The sequence below is a fragment of the Amycolatopsis sp. NPDC003865 genome, assembly GCF_053605345.1.
Map to the genome: position 1 here is coordinate 18,975 of NZ_JBSGJA010000002.1, position 22,920 is coordinate 41,894.

Annotated in this window: 20 protein-coding genes; 5 read left to right on the forward strand and 15 right to left on the reverse strand. The window is 70.9% G+C overall.

Features of this window, described 5'->3' with window-relative positions:
- The first annotated feature begins 111 nt into the window (after nt 1-111).
- Nucleotides 112-1,998: a DUF6541 family protein gene (locus ACWEVP_RS04935; RefSeq protein WP_452061332.1), complete on the forward strand. Its 1,887-nt coding sequence runs from the start codon at nt 112-114 to the stop codon at nt 1,996-1,998.
- A 47-nt stretch (nt 1,999-2,045) separates the two neighbouring features.
- Here ACWEVP_RS04935 and ACWEVP_RS04940 read toward each other — a convergent pair whose 3' ends face one another.
- Genes ACWEVP_RS04940 through ACWEVP_RS04970 form a run of 7 tightly spaced genes read right to left on the reverse strand, consistent with a single transcriptional unit; the run spans nt 2,046 to nt 8,410 of the window.
- On the reverse strand, nt 2,046-3,014 hold the full coding sequence (locus tag ACWEVP_RS04940) for a lysylphosphatidylglycerol synthase transmembrane domain-containing protein (RefSeq protein WP_452061333.1): 969 nt from the start codon (nt 3,012-3,014) through the stop codon (nt 2,046-2,048).
- 11 nt (nt 3,015-3,025) lie between these two features.
- Entirely contained in the window at nt 3,026-4,270 is a 1,245-nt protein-coding gene (locus ACWEVP_RS04945; RefSeq protein WP_452061334.1) for an acyl-CoA reductase, read from the reverse strand.
- Nucleotides 4,267-5,319: a LuxE/PaaK family acyltransferase gene (locus ACWEVP_RS04950; protein ID WP_452061335.1), complete on the reverse strand. Its 1,053-nt coding sequence runs from the start codon at nt 5,317-5,319 to the stop codon at nt 4,267-4,269. Before ACWEVP_RS04950 ends, ACWEVP_RS04945 begins: the two co-directional genes overlap by 4 nt.
- Complete coding sequence (locus tag ACWEVP_RS04955; RefSeq protein ID WP_452061336.1) at nt 5,316-6,710, reverse strand: AMP-binding protein; 1,395 nt, start codon at nt 6,708-6,710, stop codon at nt 5,316-5,318. The genes ACWEVP_RS04950 and ACWEVP_RS04955 overlap by 4 nt, the downstream gene beginning before the upstream one ends.
- Nucleotides 6,707-7,444, reverse strand: a complete 738-nt coding sequence (locus ACWEVP_RS04960; protein ID WP_452061337.1) for a glucose 1-dehydrogenase — start codon at nt 7,442-7,444, stop codon at nt 6,707-6,709. Before ACWEVP_RS04960 ends, ACWEVP_RS04955 begins: the two co-directional genes overlap by 4 nt.
- Nucleotides 7,437-7,679: an acyl carrier protein gene (locus ACWEVP_RS04965; protein ID WP_086675568.1), complete on the reverse strand. Its 243-nt coding sequence runs from the start codon at nt 7,677-7,679 to the stop codon at nt 7,437-7,439. The genes ACWEVP_RS04960 and ACWEVP_RS04965 overlap by 8 nt, the downstream gene beginning before the upstream one ends.
- A gap of 11 nt (nt 7,680-7,690) precedes the next feature.
- Nucleotides 7,691-8,410, reverse strand: a complete 720-nt coding sequence (locus ACWEVP_RS04970; RefSeq protein WP_452061338.1) for a UDP-N-acetylglucosamine acyltransferase — start codon at nt 8,408-8,410, stop codon at nt 7,691-7,693.
- Nucleotides 8,411-8,559: 149 nt separating this feature from the next.
- On the opposite strand from ACWEVP_RS04970, the gene ACWEVP_RS04975 reads away from it, so the two are divergent.
- Both ACWEVP_RS04975 and ACWEVP_RS04980 read left to right on the forward strand, forming a co-directional pair.
- Nucleotides 8,560-9,666 carry a DegT/DnrJ/EryC1/StrS family aminotransferase gene (locus ACWEVP_RS04975; protein WP_452061339.1) on the forward strand — a complete coding sequence of 369 codons (1,107 nt, stop codon included), beginning with the start codon at nt 8,560-8,562 and terminating at the stop codon, nt 9,664-9,666.
- Nucleotides 9,663-10,619: a Gfo/Idh/MocA family protein gene (locus tag ACWEVP_RS04980; protein ID WP_452061340.1), complete on the forward strand. Its 957-nt coding sequence runs from the start codon at nt 9,663-9,665 to the stop codon at nt 10,617-10,619. The genes ACWEVP_RS04975 and ACWEVP_RS04980 overlap by 4 nt, the downstream gene beginning before the upstream one ends.
- A gap of 56 nt (nt 10,620-10,675) precedes the next feature.
- Here ACWEVP_RS04980 and ACWEVP_RS04985 read toward each other — a convergent pair whose 3' ends face one another.
- From ACWEVP_RS04985 to ACWEVP_RS05010, 6 genes are all read right to left on the reverse strand, one after another.
- Nucleotides 10,676-11,383 (reverse strand): hypothetical protein, encoded by a 708-nt coding sequence (locus ACWEVP_RS04985; RefSeq protein ID WP_452061341.1) that lies wholly within the window; start codon nt 11,381-11,383, stop codon nt 10,676-10,678.
- Nucleotides 11,380-11,886, reverse strand: a complete 507-nt coding sequence (locus tag ACWEVP_RS04990; RefSeq protein WP_452061342.1) for a SigE family RNA polymerase sigma factor — start codon at nt 11,884-11,886, stop codon at nt 11,380-11,382. The genes ACWEVP_RS04985 and ACWEVP_RS04990 overlap by 4 nt, the downstream gene beginning before the upstream one ends.
- 265 nt (nt 11,887-12,151) lie before the next feature.
- The gene (locus ACWEVP_RS04995; RefSeq protein WP_191308941.1) at nt 12,152-12,778 is read right to left on the reverse strand and encodes an acyltransferase; all 627 of its coding nucleotides are present in this window, start codon (nt 12,776-12,778) and stop codon (nt 12,152-12,154) included.
- Complete coding sequence (locus tag ACWEVP_RS05000) at nt 12,765-13,961, reverse strand: glycosyltransferase family 4 protein (RefSeq protein WP_452061343.1); 1,197 nt, start codon at nt 13,959-13,961, stop codon at nt 12,765-12,767. The genes ACWEVP_RS04995 and ACWEVP_RS05000 overlap by 14 nt, the downstream gene beginning before the upstream one ends.
- A 32-nt stretch (nt 13,962-13,993) precedes the next feature.
- Nucleotides 13,994-14,923: an NAD-dependent epimerase/dehydratase family protein gene (locus ACWEVP_RS05005; RefSeq protein WP_452061344.1), complete on the reverse strand. Its 930-nt coding sequence runs from the start codon at nt 14,921-14,923 to the stop codon at nt 13,994-13,996.
- 22 nt (nt 14,924-14,945) lie between these two features.
- Entirely contained in the window at nt 14,946-16,079 is a 1,134-nt protein-coding gene (locus ACWEVP_RS05010; RefSeq protein WP_452061345.1) for a DegT/DnrJ/EryC1/StrS family aminotransferase, read from the reverse strand.
- A gap of 127 nt (nt 16,080-16,206) precedes the next feature.
- On the opposite strand from ACWEVP_RS05010, the gene ACWEVP_RS05015 reads away from it, so the two are divergent.
- Nucleotides 16,207-19,308 carry a BTAD domain-containing putative transcriptional regulator gene (locus ACWEVP_RS05015; RefSeq protein WP_452061346.1) on the forward strand — a complete coding sequence of 1,034 codons (3,102 nt, stop codon included), beginning with the start codon at nt 16,207-16,209 and terminating at the stop codon, nt 19,306-19,308.
- Nucleotides 19,309-19,338: 30 nt separating this feature from the next.
- Nucleotides 19,339-20,526, forward strand: a complete 1,188-nt coding sequence (gene lhgO, locus ACWEVP_RS05020; protein WP_452061347.1) for an L-2-hydroxyglutarate oxidase — start codon at nt 19,339-19,341, stop codon at nt 20,524-20,526.
- Here lhgO and ACWEVP_RS05025 read toward each other — a convergent pair.
- Together ACWEVP_RS05025 and serS are read right to left on the reverse strand one after the other, a co-directional pair.
- The gene (locus ACWEVP_RS05025; RefSeq protein ID WP_452061348.1) at nt 20,523-21,524 is read right to left on the reverse strand and encodes a DUF3558 family protein; all 1,002 of its coding nucleotides are present in this window, start codon (nt 21,522-21,524) and stop codon (nt 20,523-20,525) included. The genes lhgO and ACWEVP_RS05025 overlap by 4 nt on opposite strands.
- A 64-nt stretch (nt 21,525-21,588) precedes the next feature.
- Complete coding sequence (serS, locus tag ACWEVP_RS05030; RefSeq protein WP_452061349.1) at nt 21,589-22,848, reverse strand: serine--tRNA ligase; 1,260 nt, start codon at nt 22,846-22,848, stop codon at nt 21,589-21,591.
- Nucleotides 22,849-22,920 lie beyond the last annotated feature (72 nt).

The window sequence follows — 22,920 nt, forward strand, 5'->3', positions numbered from 1 at the left end:
GCAGGGAAACGCACTGGTCAATATAACCCGTTCGGGTATCGCGACGGAGTGTCCCGTTCGGACTCCAACCCCCGGAACGGTTGACCGGCGGTCGGCGGCTTAGTCTCCAGCGTGCTTTCCGTCTGCGTTGCCGTTGTCGTCATCGCCGTCCCGGGCCTCCTGACCGGATTCGCCGCGGGAGTGCGCGGCTGGGCCCTGGCCGGGCTGGCACCGCTGCTGAGTTACGCGATCGGCGGCCTGACCGGTCCGTGGACGGCGGCGATCGGGTGGTCGTTCACCCCGTTGACGTACGCGGTTTCGACGGTCTTGTTCGCCGCGATCGCTTGGGGTGTGCGGAAACTGACGGTCCGCCGCTGGGCGCCCGAGCCGGAACCCGGGCTGTGGGACCGTCGCGGGCACCTCGCCGTGGGCGCGTGCCTGCTGTTCGGGGCGGCGGTCGGCGGCTACGCGACACTGCGCGGCTTGGGCCACATCGGCGCGCTGCCGCAGGGTTTCGACGCGGTGTACCACGGCAACGCCGTCCGCTACATCGCCGACACCGGCGACGGCGGCCTGTTCGGCACGGGGAGCGTGAACTGGTACGGCGACGCGGCGCCGGTGTTCTACCCCAACGCCTACCACCTGCTGGCGTCGGTGACTTTCCGGCTGAGCGGGGCGTCGATCCCGGCGACGCTGGACGCGAACACGCTGCTGCTGCCGGGTTTGCTGGCGTTGTCGTTGGTGACGCTGGTCCGCGAGTTCCGCGGGCGCGCGGTGCTGGCGGGCGCGGTGGCGCTGACGGCGGTGGCGCCGGTGATGGGCGTCTACGAGTCGATGGACCGCGGGCCGCTGCTGCCGTTCGCGCTGGGCGTGACGCTGACCCCGCTGGCGGCGGTGGCGTTGCGGCGGTACCTGGACCGCGTCGCGCCGGACACGGGTTTCGTGCTGCTGCTCGCGGCGGTGGGCCTGCTGTGCATCCATTCGTCGACGTTGTTCGGCGGAATCCTGTTCGCCGGACCGCTGCTGGTGCAGCGCTGGCTGTCTTCGTGGCGCCGGATCGGCCGTGACCTGCTGGCGCTGCTGCCGATCGCGGTGGCGGCGTTGCTGGTGGCGTGGCTGCAGTTGTTCGGAGCGCTCGGCCTGGCCACGAGCGACGTCCCGTACTACGGCTGGCCGAACGAGTGGCGCGCGTCCACGGCATTGGGCGCGTTGCTGAGTTTCCAACACTTCGAGGCGCACCCACAGGTGTGGCTGTCGGTGGCGCTGTTCCTGGGCATCGTGTTCTTCACGCGGGCGGGGGCGTTGCGCTGGATCGGCTTGACGGCGGCGGTGACGGGCCTGGCGTACCTGACGGTGGCGTCGACGAGCACGCCGTTGGTGATGGCGTTGTCCAGGCCGTGGTGGGACGACCCGTACCGGTTCTTCTCGATGGCGGCGATCCCGTTGTGCGTGCTGGCGGCGCACGGGCTGGCGTCGGCACAGCAGTGGTTGTGCGAGCGGTTGCCTTCGCGCGTGCCGGCGGTGGCGGTCGCCGTGGTGGTGCTGCTGGGTTTCGTGGTGCTGTCGAACGGGTTGTACTTCCGTTCCAACGGAGCCCGGGTGTACACGGGCTACCAGGCGGCAGACCCGGAGAAGCTGCACGTGACGCCGGGCGAGGAAGCGGCGATGGTGGAGCTGGGCAAGCTGGCGGCCCCGGGCGAGTGGGCGATGAACGACCGCTTCGACGGCACGGCGTGGACGTACGCGCTGTCGGGGGTGCGCACGGTCGCCGCGCACTACGACCAGACATTGCCGCCTTCGGACGCCCGGTTGCTGGCGGAGCGGTTCCGGGACTACGAGACGGACCCGGCGGTGCGGGCGGCGGTTCGGCGGCTGAACGTCCGGTGGGTGATTCTGGGCGTGCCGGTGCCGCCCCCGGCGGAGCCCTATCAGCCGGGGTTGGTGGGGTTGGCCGGGAAGCCGTTCTTGAAGGAGGCCTGGCGCAACTCCGACGCGGTGATCTACCGCCTCGTCCCCTGAGTTGTCCACATGTGCGCACCGCCTGTGGACAACCGGTGGACAACTCCTCAGGCGGGGGTGACCGCCGGGCGGGTCGAGCGGGCCGCCACCGCGGCCAGGCCCGCCGTCAGCAGGTCGGCCACCGTGAACATCACCCGGGACGCCACCGCGAACGCCGTGGCCTGGCCGACCGTCAGGCCGCTCGCCGTCAGGACCGCGACCTGGGCCACCTCGCGGACGCCCACTCCGCTCGGCAGGATGAACGCGAACGTCCCCACCGTCATCGCGACGGCCATCGCGCCCACGCACAGGATGAAGCCGCTGAAGCCCGGCGTGCCCACCGAGTTCGCCAGCAGCCACAGGTGGATCCCCTGGAGGCACCACGCCGCCGTCGAGGCGCCGAAGACCTTGCCCACCACCTTCCAGCCCAGCGGGTGGGCCAGCGGCGGGCGGCGCAGCAGGCGCAGGACCAGGGACGTCCCCCAGGTCAGGATCTTCGGGTGCAGCATCGCCAGGCCGACCGGGATCAGCACGAACAGCCACAGCGCGCGGGGGCTGTTGCTGAACACCGCCGGGGCCGCCAGGAGCGAGACCACCAGTGCCGACACCACGCCGACGCCCAGCTGGATCAGGGAGCCCGTGAAGATGCGGGCCCGGGCCAGGCCCGCCTTGCGGCCCAGCTCCATCTGCAGCAGGTACGCCCAGACCGACCCCGGCACGTACTTGCCGAGCGAGCCGACCAGGCAGATCTGCGCTCCCCTGGCGTAGCCGATCGGCTTGCCCAGGTCGTCGACCATCACCTGCCAGCCCCAGGTCGACACCATGATCGCCGCGACCAGGGCCAGCAGGCTCAGCAGGGACGACTCCCACGCCACGTCGCGCAGCGTGTGCCAGAACTCGCCCCAGTTCGAGGCCAGCTGCTTCGCCGCGAAGCCGATGACCAGCAGGATCGCGACCCATCTGACGACGTCGAGGATCTTCGCCTTGGTGCTCTTCGGCTGCTTGCCGGCAGCCGGCAAGTCCTCAACTGTCGTCATCGACCGTCTCCTCAGGCCTGCACCGTCACCAGGCGGCTGAATTCGTGGAGCAGATCGTAACCGTCCCAGACCGCGGAGAACGTCAGGGCGCTGCCGAACGGCACGATCCGGTCGACCCCGCGGCCCGCCAGCTCGTGCGCGAACTCGGTCAGCTCCTCGGCCGTGAAGCCGAACTGGCTGACCGTCTGGTCCTTCCGCAGGACGATCGGCACGAGATCGGACAAAGAGGACACTCGGGCGTTCGCGAACGTGCCCGCGCCGAGCCACTCGCGCGGCAGGACCGCCGGGTCCGCCAGCTCCAGCGTGGCCAGGCCGTTGCCGTCGAACGCGATCTCCTTGACCAGCCCGTCGACCGCCGCGCCGTACGCCGACACGCGCTTCTGGACCGCCATCGCCGGCTCGGTGACGTGCTGTTTCACGGCCAGCACGTCCGCCAGCAGCGCCCGGAACTCACTCCCGGCCGCCGACGCGCCCTCCGCGTCGCCGACCCAGAACACCGCGCGCGGCGACGAGCAGGCCGCCTGGTCGAACCAGTACGAGTCGTTGTAGAAGCCTTCGGCGGCCGCGCGACGCTCCGCTTCGGACGCCCGCTGCCAGCCCGCCACCGACGCGACCGCGAACGACGAGCGGTCCGGGAACGTCAGGTCCCGCGCGTGCGGCGCCAGCGGGTACTTGCGCAGCGCCGCGACCGAGCCGTCGCCGCCCCAGATGACGCGCAGGTCGGCGGCCAGGGACAGGGCGCCGCTCACCTCGTCGCTGCGGTCGTAGGTCACCATGCGCTGGGTGGCCGTGATGGCCTCCGCGACCGACGCGTCCACTTCGGACAGCGCGGCGTTCAGCGCCTCCAGCACCGCCTCCGCGGCTCCGGCCGAGCGCGACGAGACCCGCACGACGTTGTGGTTGCCCGCCAACGCGGACAACGCCCACGAGTAGACGAAGATCGTGTCGACGTTCGCCGGCGGCACGTGGAACACCAGCCCGCGCGGGAAGCGCAGCGAGCTCCCCGAAGTGTCCAAAGTGGACAACGCTTTGGCGATCTCGCCCTTGCGCAGGAAGAAGCCGAGCGACGCCAGCTCCGGGAAGCGCCGGGCGGTGGCCGGCGCCAGCAGCTTGCGCGCGAACTTCGTGATGAACTCGACGACCCGCGGGTCGCCCACGCGCAACCGGCCGCCCGGCGGCGCGGCACGCAGTTCCTCGACCAGCTCGCCCACGGCCACGGCGTCCCCGAGGGGGAACCGCTGGGTCAACGCGCTCATGCCGCCGCTCCCGAGAACGTGTCGGAGCACCCGCGGGCCTCGGCCTTCGGCAGCCGGCCGAGCACGGAGAAGTGCTTGCCCGGCCAGTCACCGTCGTCGATGCCGTTGCAGACGCCGAGATCTTCGGTCAGCAGCACGTGCCCGGGGTACGACGTCGGCAGCGTCGAGACGACCTCGATCACGCCCGGCTCCCCGACCGGCTGCTCTTCCCACGTCTCCGGGTTGCGGATCACGACGTCGGCGAAGTCCGGGCAGTACAGCGAGTTCCCGGACGGGCCCTCGAGGAACACGGTGCCGATCTGCTCGATCATCCCGTAGTAGTTGTGGATCCGGGTGAGGCCGGTGTCCTCTTTGAACCGGCGGCGGAACTCGGTGTTGTCCACCGCGCGGTCGATCAGCTTCTTCCAGCCGCCGCTGTGGATCAGGATCCCGTTCGACAGGTCGAGCCCGTTGTCCCGCGCGACCTCGTACAGGTACAGCCACACCATGAACGTGAAGCCGAAGATCAGGAACGGCTTGTCGCCGTACTCGGCCAGGAACTTCTTGACGGCCTCGACGTCCGGCTTGTCGTTCTCGTCGAGCACGTACGTGTGCTTGCGGCCGAAGTTCGCCATGCCCAGCACACCAGCCCCCCGCGCGGAGAACGAGCGGCGGTTCTTGATGATGCCGATCGTGTCGACCATCAGCATCGGCAGCCGCTCGCCGCCGAGGACCTCCTGCAGGGTCGCGCCGAGCTGCTTGGTCTGCGCGCCCGCCGACTCCTTGTCCAGGTAGATCCGCGACGCGCCCGCGCCGGTGGTGCCCGACGACGTCAGGGTCTTGAAGACCTCGCTGTCCGGCACCGACTTCAGGTCGTGCGTCTTGAACATCCGCACCGGCAGCCACGGCAGGTCCGCGATCGAGCCGAACTTCGCGTCCGAAGCGATCCCGAGCGAAGACAGGATCCGGTCGTAGCCCTCGGAGTTCGCCCGGTGGTGGGCCGTCAGATCGACGAGTTCGGGCAGCAGCAAGGCCTCCCGGTCAGCCTGCGACCGAGTGAACACGCTCATACCTTCGCCTCCAGTGACCGGTAGTCGATCTTGCCGCTGGCCAGCAGCGGCACGGTGTCGATCGGGCGGACGTCGAACCCGCTGGCGTGCAGGTGCAGCCGCTCGGCCAGCGCCCGCGACGCGTCCTTGCAGATGTCCTTGTCGGCGCCCTCGGCGAACAGCACCACCTTGTCGCCGGCGGGCACCGCCGCCACCACGTCGATCCCGACCGCCGCCGCGCGCACGGCGTGCTCGAGGTCGTCGAGGCTGACGCGGTTGCCGAACACCTTGCCGATGCGCTTGAGCCGACCGGTGATGAACAGGTACCCGTCTTCGTCGAGGTACCCGAGGTCACCGGTGGCGAGCACGCCGCCGTATTCGTCGCCCTTGGCCAGGCCGGACTCGTCGTCCGCGTAACCCAGCATCACATTGGGCCCACGGTAGACGACCTCACCGACGATTTTCGGGTGCGTGGTCTCCGACCCGTCGTCCCGGCGGACCGCGAACTTGCCGCCGGGCAGCGCCGGCCCGGCGGAACCGAGCTTTTCGGCCAGCTTTTCGGCGGGCACCGTCGTCATCCGCGGCGACGCTTCGGTCTGGCCGTACATGACGTACATCCGGCCGCCGACCGCGAGCATCTTCTCGTTGAACTCGGCGACCAGCTCGTCGCGCAGCTTCCCGCCGGCCTGCGTCAGGGTGCGCAGCGTCGGGTACTTCGCGGGGTCGAACTTGAGCCGCCGCAGCATTTCGTAGTGGTACGGCACCCCCGAGAGGGACGTGACGCCGTAGGTGTTCACCGCGTCCCAGAAGCCGCGGCCGAGCACGCCGGACGGCTCGATCACGACGGTCGCGTCCCGCACCAGGTGCGAGTTCAGCACCGACAGGCCGTAGCTGTAGTGCAGCGGGAGGCAGGTCGGCGCGACCTCGTCGGCGTCGATGTGCAGCACCTGCGCGATGGCGTCGGCGTTCGAGAGGATCGCCTGGCGCGACAGCCGGACGAGCTTCGGGTTGCCGGTCGACCCGCTGGTCGGCAGCAGCACGGCCAGGTCGGGGTGGGGCTGGACACCCTCGGCGGAGTCGCGGACCCAGTCCGATCCCCGGGTGGTGTACCCGGACGGCGCTTCGCCGGAGGCCGACAGCACGGCCGCCGGACGGAACCGCGCGACCAGCCCGGCCAGCACGTCGGCGTCCAGCGCCGGGTCGATCAGCGCGATCGCCCGGCCGGATTCGAACGCGCCGAGGTAGGTCAGCACGCTCGGCAGGTCGACCGACATCCGCGCGAACACGACGCCGGTCGGCAGCGCCGCCAGCGCCTCCATGGAGCGGCCGACCTCGGCCGACAGTTCCGCGCCCGCCAGCGTGCGGCCCCCGGCCACATCGACCAGCCGGGCTCCCGCACCCAACAGCGTCACAGCACCAAGCCTCCGTCGACGCCCAGCACCTGGCCGGTGATGAACGAAGCTTCGTCACTCACCAGGAACCGGATCGCGTTCGCCACGTCTTCCGCCCGGCCCAGCCGCCCGAGCGGCGTCTTGCCGGTGTTCTCCGCCTTCGCGTCCTCGCTCAGGCCCGCGGTCAGGTCGGTCTCGATCACGCCCGGCGCGACCGCGTTGACGCGGATGCCGGACCGGCCGAGCTCCTTCGCCGCCGACTTCGCGATGTTCGCCACTGCCGCCTTCGAGGCCGCGTACACCGTCTGACCGGCGCTCCCGTACTCGCCGACGATCGAGGCGAGCACCACGATCGAGCCGGACTTCTTCCGCATCATCGCCCGCGCCGCGGCTTGGACGGTGTGCAGCGTGCCGGCGACGTTCGTGCTCAGCGTCGTGTCGACGAGCTCTTCCTTGATCATGCCGAGGAGCGCGTCCTCCATGATCCCGGCGTTCGCGACGACGATGTCGAGCTTGCCGTGCTCCTTCGCGACGCCCCTGACCAGCGACGACACCGCTTTCGCGTCGGTGACGTCGAGCGCGAGCCCGGCCGCGGCGCCGGCCGCTGAAGCAGCTTCCTTGGCGCGAGCTTCGTCACGTCCGGTCAGCACCACCGTCGCGCCGGCGTCCACCAGGGCGCGCACGGTGGCCAGGCCGATCCCCCGCGTCCCGCCGGTGACGAGCGCGACGCGACCGGACAGCGGCGAATCAGTCATTCTTCGCCTGCAGCTCGGTCACCATGTCCACGGCGACCTTGAAGCTCGACATGTCGATCACCTGGTCGGTGTCGAACTCGACGTCGAACTCGTCCTCGATGGCCGCGACCAGCGCCATGTGGCCGACCGAGTCCCACGCCTCGATGTCGCGGTACTTCAGGTTCTCGACGTCCACGTCGCCGTCGAGGTCCAGCGCCTCGACGAAGACCTCGCGCAGCTTGGGGGCGACAGACATGTGCGTGACTCCTAGTGCTCTTCGCGCGGGCGGGCGTCCCACGCCTTTACCAAGGTAGAGAGGTCGCCGGGCAGGGTGACGTCCGGGAGACCTTCCTTGCCCTTCAGCCAGGGCCCGAGCGCCTCGACGGTCTCCTCGTCCACGCCGCGGCGGGACAGGCCCACGACGTTGACGCCGGTGACGCGGGCCGGGTTGCCGACGGCGATGGTGAACGCGCCGATCTCGCGGCGCACCGCCGAGCCCATCCCGATCATCGCGCCGGGCCCGATCACGACCTTCTGGTGCAGGATCGCGCCCATGCCGAGGTTGGCGCCGTCCCAGATGTGGCAGTGGCCACCCGTGACGGCGTTGGAGGCGATCGTCACGCCGTCGCCGACCAGGCAGTCGTGCGCGATGTGGGAGTTGCGGAGGAAGTAGCCGTCGCTGCCGACCGTCGTCGTCCGCCAGGTCCCTTGGTGGACGCTCACGTACTCGCGGATCCGGTTGCGGCTGCCGATGACGACGCCGTGGCCGTCGTGATCCGGGTCACCTGCCGGCGCCGTGGCCCAGGCGTCGGGGTGGGGACGGCCGCGGTCCTCGCCGGGCGTGCCGATCGTCACGTGCGGGCCGATCCAGTTGCCGTCGCCGATCCGGGCCGGCCCGACGATCACCGCGAACGGCCCGATCACGTTGTCCTCGCCGAGTTCGACGCCTTCGCCGATGACAGCGGTCGGGTGGATGCGGTTGGCCACGGGTGGTCGTCCGTTCGTCGGCGGCTGGGTACTGGGCGTGCTACCGCGCCCGGTAACGTGTGGCCCGCGTTCATGCAGGGCGGCCGGGCGCAGAACCGGCGGCTCACTGTACCGGACGCGCCGAAATCGCCTGCCGAGAGAGACTGCCCATGATCCCCATCACCGTGGTCGACGTCCGCGACGCGGAGGACCTCGTCGTCGAGGTCCTGCGTTCCGGCGCCATCGCACAGGGACCGATGGTCAAGCGCTTCGAAGACGCCTTCGCGGCGGTCTCCGGGACGAAGCACGCGATCGCGGTCAACAACGGGACCACCGCGCTGGTCGCCGCCCTCCAGGTCCTGGACCTGAAGCCGGGCGACGAGGTCATCACCTCGCCGTTCACCTTCGTGGCGACGCTGAACGCGATCCTCGAGGCGGGCGCGACCGTCCGGTTCGCCGACATCCGGCGCGACGACTTCGCGATCGACCCCGACGCCGTGGCCAAGGCCGTGACGGACCGCACGAAGGTCCTCATGCCGGTGCACCTCTACGGCCAGACGGCGGACATGGGCAAGCTCGCCCCGCTGGCCGCCGAGCACGGCCTCCAGGTGATCGAGGACTCGGCGCAGGCCGTCGGCGCGTCGTTCGAGGGCAAGCAGGCCGGTTCGTTCGGCATCGGCTGCTTCTCGCTGTACGCGACGAAGAACATCACCACCGCCGAGGGCGGCGTCATCACGACCGACGACGACGCGCTGGCCGACAAGCTGCGCGTGCTGCGCAACCAGGGCATGCGCGCCCGGTACCAGTACGAGGTCGCCGGGCACAACTACCGGATGACCGACCTGCACGCCGCCGTCGGCATCCCGCAGCTGGCGAAGCTCGACCAGCTGACCGCGGCCCGCCAGGCGAACGCGAAGCGCCTCTCGGAGGGCCTCGCGGGCACGCCCGGTCTGGACGTCCCGCAGGTGCTGCCGGGCCGCGAGCACGTCTGGCACCAGTACACCGTGCTGGTCGGCCCGCACGCGTTCCTCTCGCGCGACGAGCTGGCCGCGGCGCTCACCGAGCGCGGCATCGGCAACGGCATCTACTACCCCAAGATCGTCTTCGACTACGACTGCTACGCGGGTCACGACCTGATCCCGGGCGCTCGCGTCGAAGACTTCCCGGTCGCGAAGTCAGTCGCCGAGCAGGCGCTTTCGCTGCCGGTGCACCCGCACCTGACCGAGTCCGACCTGGACACCATCATCGAAACCGTTCGCGAGGTACTGGGCGCATGACGCATCGGATCGCTCTTGTCGGAACCGGGAACATGGGGTCGCTGCACGCCCGCGTGCTCGCCCAGAACGAGCGCGTCGACCTGGTCCGGGTGATCGATCCGCGGGAGGAAGCGGGCAAGGCCGTCGCCGAGCGGTACGAGACGAACTGGACGCCGGAGATCGGCGAACTGTCCGATGTGGACGCGGTCGTGCTCGCGTCGGCCACCGAGGTGCACTACGACCTGGCGCAGGAGATCCTCGGCCAGGGCAAGCCCATGCTGGTCGAAAAGCCGGTCTGCAACAGCTTCGAGAAGTCGCAGGAAATCGTCTCGCTGGCCGCGAAGAACGACATCCCGCTGATGTGCGGCCTGCTGGAGCGGTATAACCCGGCGGTCATGACCGCGCGGGCGCTGGTGAACGAGCCGGTGCACCTGATGGCCCGCCGCCACGGCCCGTACGCGCCGCGCATCAAGACCGGGGTCGCGTGGGACCTGCTGGTGCACGACGTCGACCTGGCGATCCAGTTCTTCGGCGGCGCAACGCCTTCGCGCGTGACGTCCGGCGCGGGGTACTTCCACCCGTCGTCGGTCGAGGGCGCCGAGGACACCATCGAGACGGTGCTGTCGTTCCCGACCGGCCTGGCCACGGTGTCGGCGTCGCGGCTGGGCCAGAAGAAGGTCCGCTCGCTGGTGGTGTCGGAGCTGGACCGGCTGATCGAGATCGACCTGCTCCGCCGCGACGTGACGATCTACCGGCACGTCTCGCACGACTCCGTCACCCCGGACGGCCTCGGCTACCGGCAGCAGACGGTGATCGAGATCCCGGAGCTGATCACGGCGCGCGAGCCGCTGGCCTCGCAGCTGGACCGGTTCTGCGACCTCCTGGAGGGCAAGGTCGACGCCGACACCGAGCGCGACCTGATCCTGCCGTCGCACCACGTCGTCGAGCAGGTGCTCACGCAGGCCGCGGCCTAGCTGACCGGGACGGGGAAGGCCGCCGGGACACCGATCGCCGCCATTGCCGCGGCCGCCTACTTGGTGAGCCGCTTGCCGTCCGCGTCGTAGGCGATCAGCGGGGTCAAGGACGCGGAGTCCGGGACGGAATCGGGGTGGAACCAGAAGACGACCACGGTGGGGTCCGCGGTCCACCGGGCCAGGCGCGCCTCGACGGTCCGGCCGTGCACCGTGGTCGTGATCCTCGCCGCCGGGCCGGCGAAGTAGCCGAAGACCGGGATGACCTGGTTGCCGATCACCTCGCCACCGTCGGTGGCGTGGAAGCCGAACGACCGGTCGGAACCGCGGAACTCGTTCGTCGCCAACGCGGCCCGCAGCGACGTGCCCGAGCGGAAGCCGGCCACCACGCCGAAGTGGATGTCCGGCCGTTCCGGCAGGTCGACAGCGCGCGCGAAGAAGACGATCTCACCGGCGGCCGTCTGGATCCCGGTACCGATGACGTCGCCGATCGGGCGCTCTTCGGGTGGCGCGGCGGACGTCGACGTGGCCGGTACCGGCGACGGCGGCTGCGCGACCGGCGCGGGCGCGGGCTGCCGAAGCTGAACGGCGAAGACGAAGACCAGCACGACGGCGGCCGCGGCGGCGAGGCCGGCCGTGGTGGTCAGCACCCGGCGGCGACGCCGGAGGCGCGTGCCACCGGCCATGATGGCGGCGAGGTCCGGCTCGGCGAAGGGCTCGTCCGGCGGCTGCCGGAGGGCGGCGCGGAAGTCGTCGAGGTCGTTCATCGCCCGCTCCCCCCGATCAGCGTGTCCTCGCCGGCCTCGACCCGCAGCTTGGCCAGCGCCCGCGAGTTCGTGCTCTTCACGGTACCGAGCGAAACGCCGAGCTCACGGGCCACGTCGGCCTCGGGCAGGTCGAAGAAGTGGCGCAGCACGACGACGGCGCGTTCGCGGTCGGTCAGCGTCCGCAGCACGGCGGTGAGCCAGGCGCGCTGGGTGACGGCCTGGTCGACGTCGTGGCGGTCCGGCCGGTCGGGCATGGCCTCGGTGGCGTACTCGCGGATCGGACGCCGCCAGCCGTCGATGACGTGGTTCACCAGGACCGTGCGCGCGTAGCCGTAGGCGTCCTTGTGGCGGACGCGCGCCCAGGCGGCGTAGGTGCGGGTGAAGGCGGTCTGCGCGGCGTCTTCGGCCTGGTGGCGGTCACCGGTGAGCAGGTAGGCGGCGTGGGTGAGCCGCGCCGAGGACGCGCGCACGAAGTCCGCGAACTCGTCGTCGCCGCGCGCCATGGGTCACCTCGTTCCGTCCTCTCCCAGCGACGGCCGGGCCGCGGAAAGGTTGCCTCTCGATCTTGCGAACGTTGCGTAATCGATATCTCGCGCTGGGTCACGAGCGACTAAATTGTGCAGCGTGCGCCTCCGTGCGCGAGGGCTTCGCCGCCGGGTGGTCCGAGGATCGATCGGGCGGTCCCACGACGGCGGCGCCGGCGGCCGACGCCGGCGCCGCCGTCATCCACGTCTGGGCCGCTGGGTGGTGAGTGCGTTCAGGTCGGCGCTACTCCGAGAAGTCGCCGGAGGGCGCGCCCCAGCCGGATGCGTCGCCGCCGCGTGACTCCGCGATCTCGCGCCTCCGCGCGTTCTCCGCCCGCACCCGGTCCACTTCGGACTGGATGTACTCCTCGTCGTACCTCTGGAACACCCGCGCCGGGTTGCCGGCGACCAACGTCCGCGGCGGGACGTCCTTGGCCACCACCGAGTTCGGCTGCACCGTCGCGAAGTCGCCGATCGTCACGCCCGCCATGATCACCACCAGGCCGCCGATGAAGCAGCCCTTCCCGATCTTCACCGGCTTGCGCTCGATCAGGTCGCTGCCCGAGTGGTTCTGCAGCGTCATGTTCGCGAGCCAGCTCGAGTGCGTGAAGATCAGCGTGTTCAGGCCGATGCTCGTGTGCTCGCCGATCTCGAGCCCGCCGCTCGCGTCGAGCGCCGCGCCCTCGCCCACCCAGCAGTGGTCGCCCATCTTGAGGTTCTCGGGGCTGATGATCTTCACGCGCTCGCGCACGCGGCACGTCGACGGCAAGCCGTAGAACTGCGCCCGCTCGGCGTCGTTCATGTACTGCGAAACGAGCTCGGTCAGGATCTGCGGGCGCAGCCGGTGGCTGCGCTCGTCATCGAAGAACATCGGCTTCCGACACCAGTTTCTCGAAAGTGCGAAGGTGTTCCTCGGCGACGACGTCGAGGCCGAAGTTCGACCGCACCAGCTCGCTCTCGCGCTGCGCGATCAGGGCCCGGCGATCCGGGTCGTCGAGCAGCTCGATCACCGTGCGCGCCACGGCTTCCGAATCGTCGGGACGCACCAGCAGCACGTTCTCGCCGTTGCGCAGCTCGATGCCCGGGTAGTTGTCCTCGGTCACCGACGCGATCGTCGCCGTTCCGGAGAGCATCGCCTCCAGGGACGCCGTGCCGCAGCCGCCGTTGAGGTCGTGCGTGACGATGTCCGCCGCCGCGAAGTACGCCGGGACGTCCGCCTTCGGCACCGCGCCCGTCACCACGAGCGCGTCCGAGACGCCCAGTTCGGCCGCCCGCTTCAGGAACGCGTCGTGGTACACGCGGCCGACCACGACCACCCGGACCCCGGGGTGCTTGTCCAAAATGGACGGCAGGGCCTCGATCAGCGGCAGCCGGTTGCGCAGCGGGATGACGTGCCCCAGTGACACGATCAGCGGCGCGTCGCCGATTTCGTGCTCCGCGCGGACGTCCTTCGTCACCGGCTTCGCGAAGTGGCCGGTGTCGACCGCGATCGGGAAGTAGTCCGAGTTCGCGTCGCTCGTGCCGTAGCGCTCGACGCAGTAGTCGACGCCGAGCTTGTCGAGGATGACGTACCGGGGCCGGATGTACTTCAGGATCGGCTTCACGAGCGCCGCGTCGAGCAGCCGGAACACGCCGCCGTACAGCTTGTTGTCGCTGATCAGCAGCGTGTGGATGGTCAGCAGCGCCGGCACGCCGTGGCGCCGCGCCCAGATCCCGGCCAGCCACGACAGGTCGAAGAACTGGCCGTGCAGGTGGATCGCGTCCGGCTTGAACTCGTCCAGCAGCTTCCACAGCCGCCGCCAGTTGCCCGGCCGCAGCGACGCGAAACTCATGTCGAAGTCGATCGACAGGCCGACCTGCGGCATCTTGACGGCGGGGAGGCGCACGACGCGGTAGCCGTCGCGCTCCTCTTCCGCCGGGGCGTCGGCGTAGGCCGCCGTGACGGCCAGGACTTCGTGCCCCGCCGCCACGAACTGCGCGGCGAGCGACGCCGCCATGTGCGCGCTCCCGCCCACCCGGGGCGGGAAGAAGTTGTTGACCACCGCGATGCGCATCGCACGTCCTCGGGCCGGGCCCGCGGTGGCACTCACTCGGTTTCCTTGACCAGTTCCCGCATGCCGTCCTCGACGGTGATCCGCGGCTCCCAGCCCAGCACCTCGCGGGCGCGGGTGATGTCCGCGGCACGGCGCGAGACCAGCACGTCACGCTCGTTGAACAGCGGCTCGACGTCGACGCCGACGGCCTCGATGAGGATCTTTGCCAGCGCGGCGATCGACGTGTCGATGCCGGTGCCGATGTTGATCGGCAGGTTGGCCTGCTCCGACTCCAGGGCCGCGACGACGGCCCGCGCGAGGTCGGTGACGTGCACGAAGTCCATCGACTGGTCGCCGCGGCCGTCGATGATCGGCGGCTGGCCGGCGCGCAGGCGCTGGATGAAGTGGTTGATCACCGACGTGTAGTACGCCTCGATCTTCTGGCCCGGGCCGTACACGTTGAAGAACCGCAGCGCGTTCCAGGACAGGCCCTTCTGGCGCTCGTAGAAGCCCAGCAGGTCTTCGCCCGCGCGCTTGGAGATGCAGTACGGCGTAAGCGGCTTGAGCTCGTCGTCCTCGTGCATCGGCAGCCGCTTCGGGTCGCCGTAGACCGACGCGGTCGAGGCGAACACCAGGCGCTCGACGCCTTCGTCCGCGGCCGCGGCGAACACGTTGTGGTTGCCGATCATGTTGATGTCGATCGACTCGTGCGGGTCGGCGATCGACTTGTTGATCGACACCGTCGCGAAGTGGATGACGTGCGTGCAGCCGCGCATGGCCTCGCGCACCGCGCCGCCGTACCGAACGTCCTTTTCGACCAGCTCGACCTGGCCGGTGGCGACGAACTCGTTGACGCGGGCCCGGTCGCCGCGCGTCATGTTGTCGAAGATCCGGACCGTGTAGCCACCCTCGATCAGCAGCGGGATGACGTGCGCGGCGATGAACCCACCGCCCCCGGTGAAGAGCACCTTCTTGTCGGACACCAATTTCTCCTCGGTAGGGGCTTCAGGACAGGGACTGCACGGCTTCGCGCACGACCTCGCCGACGCGGGTGACCTCGGCGTCGGTGAGGTTGGCGTGCATGGGGATCGCGAGCTGGCGCGCGAACGCGTCGGCCGAGACGGGCAGCGGCGCCTGGGGGCCGTAGATCGGCTGCAGGTGGGAGGCGTAGGTGCCGAAGTTGCACTGGACGCCCTGTTCGCGGACGCGCAGGGCGAGCGTGTCGCGGCTGACCCCGGGCGCGACCGTGAGCAGGTAGGCCTGCCACGGGTGCTCCCGATCGGACAGTTCCACCGGGACGGTCAAGGCGTCGACACCGTCGAACGCCTCGTGGTAGCGCTTCGCGACCGACCGGCGGGCGGCGAGGAGGTCCGGCAGCCGGTCGAGCTGGACGTTCATGATCGCGGCCTGGACGTCCGACATGCGGAAGTTGTAGCCGAGCTCGTGGAACTCCGGGATCGGCAGCGCGTTCGAGCCTTCGCGGCTGATCGCCGGTTCGATGCCGTAGGTGTGCAGCTTGCGGGCGTGCGCGATGAGGTCTTCGCGGTCGGAGACCAGCGCGCCGCCCTCGCCCGCGGTGATGCCCTTGCGGCCGTGGAAGGAGAACGCGGCGAGGTCGGCGAGGCTACCGGCCGGGCGCGTCTTGTACGTCGCGCCCGCGGCGCACGCGGCGTCCTCGAAGAGCCAGAGTCCGTGCTTGTCGGCGATCGCCCGGTACTCGTCGAAGTCACCGGGCTGGCCGGCGACGTCGACCGCGAGGATGCCCACCGTCTTCGGCGTGATCAGGGATTCGACGTGCGCGGGGTCGGCGCTGAAGACGTCCGGGCGGATGTCGGCGAACACCGGGGTCGCGCCGGCCTGCACGACGGCGTGGCCGGTGGCCGGGAAGGTGTAGTCGCCGACGATGACCTCGTCACCCGGCCGGACGCCGAGAACCTTGAGGCCGAGGAACAGCGCCGAGCCGCAGTTGGCGGTCGTCAACGCGTGCGCGGTCCCGGTGACCTGCGCGAACCGCTCCTCGAACCGGCGGCACGCCGGTCCGGCACCGGCCAGCCAGCCGGATCTGAAGACCTCGGCCACCGCGGCGAGCTCTTCTTCTCCGACGGTCGGCTGACCGAGGGCAATGCTGTCGGTCGACATACCTCTCCCATTGCGTGGGGACCCGGCGAAGTGTATAGACGCTCACTCAGGTGATTCACAGCCCCACGCCGAAGAACACTTTCGAGTGACAACTTCCCCAGGTCGGCAGCCGTCTTAAGCTGTGCGCATGCGATTCGGGGTCCTGGGGGCGGTCGCCGCGTGGGGTGCGGACGGCACGCCGGTGACCGTGGGCGGCCCGCGGTCGCGGACACTGCTGGCCCTGCTCGCCCTCGAAGCCGGGCGGTTCGTCCCGGCCGAGCGGCTGATCGACGGCATGTACGGCGAATACCCACCGGACGGCGCGGCGAACGCCCTCCAGTCGCAGGTCTCGCGGCTGCGGACGGCGTTGAAGGACCTGGCACCGGTCGAATTCACCACGGCGGGCTACCGCTTGGCCATCGAACCGGACGAAGTGGACGCAGCTGCCTTCGAACGGCTTGCGCGCGAAGGGCGCGCGCTGCTGAAGAACGGCGAGCACGCGCGCGCGGCGACTGTCCTCGGTGAAGCGCTGGCGTTGTGGCGCGGTGCGGCCTTCACGGACTTGGCCGACGCGCCGTTCGCCGCGGCCCAGGCCGCCCGGCTCGACGAGCTGCGCGCCGACGCCGCGGACGACCACGTCGAGGCCCGGCTGGCGCTGGGACGGGCCGACGACGTCCTCGCCGAGCTGCGCGAGACCGTCGCCGCGCAGCCGCTGCGGGAACGCCCGCGCGCGCAGCTCGTGCGCGCGCTGACCGCCGCGGGACGGCCGGCCGACGCGCTGGCCGCGTTCGAAGACGCCCGCCGCACACTGGCTGGCGAGCTGGGCGCCGACCCTGGTCCGGATCTCGCCGAAGCGCACCTCGCGGTGCTTCGCGGCGAAACCGAGAAGCCGGTGATCCCGGCGTTGCCCGCGCAGCTGACCAGCTTCGTCGGCCGGAACGGCGAGCTGCGGCAGCTCGCGGACCTGCTGGGCCGCAGCAGGCTCGTGACGCTCACCGGACCGGGCGGCACCGGCAAGACGCGGCTGGCGGTCGAAGCCGCCGCCGCGGAGACCGGGCCGGTCGCGTTCGTCGAGCTCGCCCCGCACGGCGGCGACGGCGTCGCCGGGGCGGTGCTGGCCGCGCTCGGCCTGCGCGAAAGCTCGCGTGGCGGCCCGCGGGACCCCGCCGACCGCCTGATCTCGGCGCTGCGCGACCGCTCGGCACTGCTGGTGCTCGACAACTGCGAGCACGTCGTCGACGCCGCGGCCCGGCTGGCCGGACGGCTGCTCGCCGCGTGCCCGGGGCTGCGGGTGCTGGCCACCAGCCGTGAGCCGCTCGGCATCACCGGCGAGCAGCTGGCGCCGGTGCCGCGGCTGGCCGTCCCGCCGCCGGGGACGCCCGCCGCGGAGGCCCTGACCTACCCGGCCGTCCGGCTGTTCGCCGACCGCGCGGCGGCGAGCGACCCCGCGTTCGTCCTCGACGACGACACCGTCGGCGACGTCCAGCACCTCTGCGCGGCCCTCGACGGCCTGCCGCTGGCGCTGGAGCTGGCCGCGGCCCGCGTCCGGAGCCTGACCCTCGGCGAGATCGCGGCCCGGCTGGACGACCGCTTCCGGCTGCTCGGCCGCGGCAGCCGGACGGCCGAGGCCCGGCACCGCTCGCTGCGCGGCGTCGTCGAGTGGAGCTGGGACCTCCTCGGGGACGAGGAACGCGTACTGGCACGGCGGCTGGCGGTGTTCCCCGGCGGCGCGACGCTCGCCGCGGCGGCGGAGGTCTGCGGCGCGGACGACGGATTGGTGTTCGAGCTGACTGACAAGTCGCTGGTCGAAGCCGTCGGCGGGCGGTTCCGGATGCTGGAGACGATCCGCGTGTTCGGCGCGGAGAAGCTCGCCGAAGCGGGCGAAACCGAGGCGGTCCACCGGGCGCACGCCGAGTACTTCCTGCGGTTCGCCGAAGAAGCCGACCCGATGCTGCGGACCGCGGCGCAGCTGGAGTGGCTCGACCGGATCGACGCCGAGTACGACAACCTCCTCGCCGCGCTGCGCTGGGCGACCGAGCACGACGTCGCACTCGCCCTGCGGCTGGTCCCGCAGCTGGGGATGTACTGGTGGATGCGCGGACGGCGGTTCGAGGGCGCCGGGCTGTCGCTGGCCGTCGTCTCGCGGACCCCGCCGGAGCTGCGCGAGGAGTACGTCGAGGAGTTCCTGATCTGCGTGCTCGGCGCGTTGTCCGGGCAACCGGACGAGTCCCTGGAGCAGTACCTGCCGATGGTCCACCGGTACGCGACGAGCGTGGACTGGGCTCCCCGGCACCCGATCATGGTGATGCTGCTGGGCGTGGTCGCCGGTCCGCCGGGCGAGGACGAGCAGCTGCTCGGCCGCGGCGAGGCGCTGCTGGCCCACGGCGATCCGTGGAGCTGGGCGCTGCTGCCCACCGGGATGGGCCTGCGCTCGATGATGACGGGCGATCCGGCTGGTGCCGAAGAAGGCCTGCGCGAGGGCGCGAGGCAGTTCCGCGAGCTGGGTGAGCGGTGGGGCCTGTCGATGGCGCTCGACCACCTGTCGCAGCTGCTCGCGTGGCGCGGCGACTACGCCGCCGCGCTGCCGATGATGAACGAGGCGCTGGGCCTGATGACCGAGATCGGCGCGCGCGACGACGTCGCCGACCTGATCTGCCGCCGCGGGTGGACCCGCCTGCTGTCGGGCGACCGCGACGGGGCCCGCGCGGACTATGAGCTGGCCGCGGCGACGGCCCGCCGCTCCGGAATGCCGGAATCCCGCTCCGCGGCCTACGTCGGCTTGGCGACGCTCGCCCGGCTGTCGGGCGACCTGGCCGCTGCCCGGGAGCTCTGCGAGCGCGCGCTGACCGAAAGCCCGGCCGGCTCGTTCTCGGCGGAATCGGTCCGCGCGGCGGCGATGATCTCCCTCGGCTGGCTCTCGGTGCTGGAAGGGCGGCCGGCCGAAGCCGCCAGGCTGCACCGCGAGGCACTGCTCACCGGGCGGCGCCGGCACGCCGGCGACATCGTGGCGTTCGCCTTGGAGGGCCTGGCCGGCGTCGCCGCGGCGGAGTCGCGCCCGGAGCAGGCGGCCGTGCTCCTCGGCACGGCGGCGACCGTGCGCGGCACGGCGATCGTCGACGACCCGGACGTCACGTCGGTGCGGACGCGGGTCGCCGAGTCGCTGGGCACGGCCGGTTTCGAGCGCGCCTACGCGGCGGGGCTGGGGATGAACACCCAGAAAGCGCTGACCACGGCCGGGCTGGCGGACTGACCCTTCCCCGCTCGCGTAGCCTGGTCGATCGTGCGCAACGTCGTAGTCGTCGGGGGCGGGATCGTCGGTCTGGCCGTGGCCTGGGAGCTGACCAGGCGCGGGCTGGACGTCACCGTGCTGGAGAAGGAACCCCGCTGGGCCGCCCACCAGACCGGGCACAACTCGAACGTCGTGCACGCCGGGCTGTACTACAAGCCCGGGTCCTTCAAGGCGCGGATGTCCGTCGCCGGCAACCGGTCCATCGTGGACTTCGCGCGGCAGTACGGCGTGCCCGTCGAGGTCTGCGGGAAGCTCGTCGTCGCCACCGACGAAAAAGAGCTCCCCGCGCTGAACACCCTCGCCGAGCGGGCCGAGGCCAACGGCGTCCCCGCGAAGAAGGTGTCCCCCGCCGAAGCACGCGAGTACGAGCCCGAGGTGGCCTGCGTCGCCGCGCTGCGGGTCGAGTCCACCGGGATCATCGACTTCCCCGGCGTCTGCGCCGCGCTCGTCCGGCTGCTCGACGAAACCGGCGTCGACCTGCGGCTGAACAGTCCCGTGCTGGCCATCCGCGCCGGGGCGAACGGCGGCGTGGAAGTCGCGACCGGGGAAGACGTCGTCCGGGCCGACGCGCTCGTGAACTGCGCGGGCCTGCACTCCGACCGCGTCGCGCGGCTGGCCGGCCTGACGCCGTCGGCGAAGATCGTGCCGTTCCGCGGCGAGTACTACGAGCTCAAGCCCGAACGCCGTGGCCTGGTCAAGGGCCTGATCTACCCGGTGCCGGACCCGACGCTGCCGTTCCTCGGCGTGCACCTCACGCGGATGCTCGACGGCAGCGTCCACGCCGGCCCGAACGCCGTGCTCGCGCTGCGCCGCGAGGGCTACCGCTGGCGCGACTTCTCCGCGAAGGACGTCGCCGAGGTCGCGGCCTTCCCCGGTGCCTGGCGGCTGGCGAAGAAGTACGCGTTCCCGACCGGCCTCGACGAGGTCCGGCGCTCGTTCTCGAAGAAGCGGTTCGCCGCGAGCCTCGCCCGGCTCGTCCCGGCCGTCACCGCGGACGACATCGTCCGCCACGGCTCCGGCGTGCGCGCGCAGGCGATGCGCCGCGACGGCTCGCTCGTCGACGACTTCCTCATCGAGACCGCGCGCGACCAGGTGCACGTCCTGAACGCGCCGTCACCGGCCGCGACGAGCGCGCTGGAAATCGCGCGCCACATCGCCGACCAGGTGTCGAAGGACTAACCCGGCAGGTTCGCCGTCACCAGCGGCAGCCCCTGCTTGACGGTGTCGCACGTCTTGGCGTCGTCGCCGATGAAGCCGCTGACCACCTGCACCGACGACGTCTCGGTGATCGGCAGGAACGCACCGCAGGTCACCCGCAGGCCGCCCAGGTTCGGGTAGATGCCCCACTTCTTGCCGCCGATGTCGACGGTCTCGAGCGGGTTGACGCCCTTGACGCCCGGCCAGTCGGTCACCGGCGTGCTCGGGCCGAACCAGACCTCGAACGCCTTCTGGCCCCCGTCGCCGTCGGTGTCGTCCCAGAGGCAGTAGGTCGCGTTGGGCACCGTCGACGAGCTGTCCTTCTCGCCGGTGGGCGAGATGTTCTTCAGCTGCGCCACCTGGTCCGGCTTCAGCATCGCGCACGGGTCGGCCGACAGCAGGGGCCCGCCCGGCTCCGCCTTCTTCGGCCCGGCCGGGGTGATCGGCGGCGCGGTCCGCCCGCCGGGCAGGTGGGCCGCGACCTGCGGAACCACGGTCTTGGCCAGCTCGCACGACTTGGCCAGCTCCGGGCCCGAGACGCTGACGAACGCGAAGGACTGGTCACCGAGGATGGCGTAGAAGACGCAGTCGTCGGCGAGGATCGACGGGTACTGCGTCCAGGTGAAGCCACCGAGCTGCTGGGGCTCCGACTTCGGGACGGCGCCGGCGATGTACTCGTTGAAGTCCAGGTCCGTCGTGTAGCCGACGTTGAGCGTGGCCGACGGCTCGATGTCGTCCTTGGTGCTCCACAGGCACATCGGCGCCTGCAGCCGCTCCTTGTTCTCCTTCACCGAGCGGCCGGGGGACTCGTAGCCGAGCGCGTCGACCTGCTCCTGGTCGAGCAGCGTGCAAGCGTCGAAGTCCGTCACGATCGGGCCCTGACCCGGCACCGGCGAGGCCGTCCCGTCGACGGCCACCGAGCAGCCGGAAACCACGGTCAGGGCCGCCACCGCCGCCACGACCTGCCACTTCATGCGCATGAATCCTCCCGTTCGGCCCGGACACTACTGGGACGAACGGAGCAGCACCGCGGATCCGCCCGATTCAGCGGGGCGTGAGGACTTCCTTGCCGCCGACGAACGGGCGCAGCGCCTCCGGCACACGGACCGAGCCGTCCTCCTGCTGGTGGTTCTCGACGATCGCGACGATCCACCGGGTGGTGGCCAGCGTGCCGTTGAGCGTCGCGGCGATCTGCGGCTTGCCGTTCTCGTCGCGGTGGCGGATCGAGAGGCGGCGGGCCTGGAACGTCGTGCAGTTCGACGTGGAGGTCAGCTCGCGGTAGGTGTCCTGGGTCGGGATCCACGCCTCGCAGTCGAACTTGCGGTGCGCGGACGTGCCGAGGTCGCCGGTCGCGGTGTCGATCACCCGGTAGGGCACCTCGATCTTCGCGAGCATCTGCTCTTCCCAGCCCAGCAGCCGGGCGTGCTCCGCCTCGGCGTCCTCCGGCTTGGCGTAGACGAACATCTCCACCTTGTCGAACTGGTGGACGCGGATGATGCCGCGGGTGTCCTTGCCGTACGAGCCGGCCTCGCGGCGGTAGCAGGACGACCAGCCCGCGTAGCGCTTCGCTTCGGTCAGGTCGAGGATCTCGTCGGAGTGGAAGCCGGCCAGCGGCACCTCCGACGTCCCGACGAGGTAGAGGTCGTCTTCCTCGAGGTGGTAGATCTCGCTCGAGTGCGAGCCGAGGAAGCCGGTGCCCGCCATGACCTCCGGGCGGACCAGCGACGGCGTGATCATCGGCGTGAAGCCGTTTTCGACGGCCTGCGCCACGGCCATGTTGAGCAGGCCGAGCTGCAGCTGCGCGCCGACGCCGGTGAGGAAGTAGAACCGCGAGCCCGACACCTTTGCGCCGCGCTCCATGTCGACGCCGCCGAGCGCTTCGAGCAGCTCGAGGTGGTCCTTCGGCGTAAAGCCGAACTTCGTCGGCTCGCCGACGTGCTTGACCACGGTGTAGTCGTCTTCGCCGCCGACGGGGGCGTCCGGGTGCACGAGGTTCGGCACGGTCCGGAAGAGCGTGTCGAACTCCTCCGACGCGGTGTTCTGCTCCGCCTCGGCGGCCTTGACCTGCGCGGCGAGCTCCTTGGCCGTGGCCAGCAGCTGCTGCTTCTCCTCCGGCGGCGCCTTCGGGATCTGCTTGCCCAGGAGCTTCTGCTCGTTGCGCAGCTTGTCGGCGGCCGCGATCGAAGACCGGCGCCGGGTGTCGAGGGAGAGCAGCTTGTCGACCACTCCCTCGTCTTCACCACGGGCGCGCTGCGACGCGCGCACGGCTTCCGGGTCTTCGCGCAGAGTCCTGGGGTCAATCACGAAGACAGAGGGTAGTCCGTACAGACTGTGCGTCCCTACTGGGTTATCCCGACAGTCTGATCGTTGAAGCGC

Bases quoted from the DNA above. Each gene is read 5' to 3' on its own strand.
- ACWEVP_RS05010 (WP_452061345.1), bottom strand. From the start codon at position 16,079: ATGTCGACCGACAGCATTGCCCTCGGTCAGCCGACCGTCGGAGAAGAA.
- ACWEVP_RS04960 (WP_452061337.1), bottom strand. From the start codon at position 7,444: ATGACTGATTCGCCGCTGTCCGGTCGCGTCGCGCTCGTCACCGGCGGG.
- ACWEVP_RS05015 (WP_452061346.1), top strand. From the start codon at position 16,207: ATGCGATTCGGGGTCCTGGGGGCGGTCGCCGCGTGGGGTGCGGACGGC.
- ACWEVP_RS04990 (WP_452061342.1), bottom strand. From the start codon at position 11,886: ATGGCGCGCGGCGACGACGAGTTCGCGGACTTCGTGCGCGCGTCCTCG.
- ACWEVP_RS04940 (WP_452061333.1), bottom strand. From the start codon at position 3,014: ATGACGACAGTTGAGGACTTGCCGGCTGCCGGCAAGCAGCCGAAGAGC.
- ACWEVP_RS04950 (WP_452061335.1), bottom strand. From the start codon at position 5,319: ATGAGCGTGTTCACTCGGTCGCAGGCTGACCGGGAGGCCTTGCTGCTG.
- ACWEVP_RS04980 (WP_452061340.1), top strand. From the start codon at position 9,663: ATGACGCATCGGATCGCTCTTGTCGGAACCGGGAACATGGGGTCGCTG.
- ACWEVP_RS05025 (WP_452061348.1), bottom strand. From the start codon at position 21,524: ATGCGCATGAAGTGGCAGGTCGTGGCGGCGGTGGCGGCCCTGACCGTG.
- ACWEVP_RS04995 (WP_191308941.1), bottom strand. From the start codon at position 12,778: ATGTTCTTCGATGACGAGCGCAGCCACCGGCTGCGCCCGCAGATCCTG.
- ACWEVP_RS04975 (WP_452061339.1), top strand. From the start codon at position 8,560: ATGATCCCCATCACCGTGGTCGACGTCCGCGACGCGGAGGACCTCGTC.
- ACWEVP_RS04945 (WP_452061334.1), bottom strand. From the start codon at position 4,270: ATGAGCGCGTTGACCCAGCGGTTCCCCCTCGGGGACGCCGTGGCCGTG.
- ACWEVP_RS05000 (WP_452061343.1), bottom strand. From the start codon at position 13,961: ATGCGCATCGCGGTGGTCAACAACTTCTTCCCGCCCCGGGTGGGCGGG.
- ACWEVP_RS04985 (WP_452061341.1), bottom strand. From the start codon at position 11,383: ATGAACGACCTCGACGACTTCCGCGCCGCCCTCCGGCAGCCGCCGGAC.
- ACWEVP_RS04965 (WP_086675568.1), bottom strand. From the start codon at position 7,679: ATGTCTGTCGCCCCCAAGCTGCGCGAGGTCTTCGTCGAGGCGCTGGAC.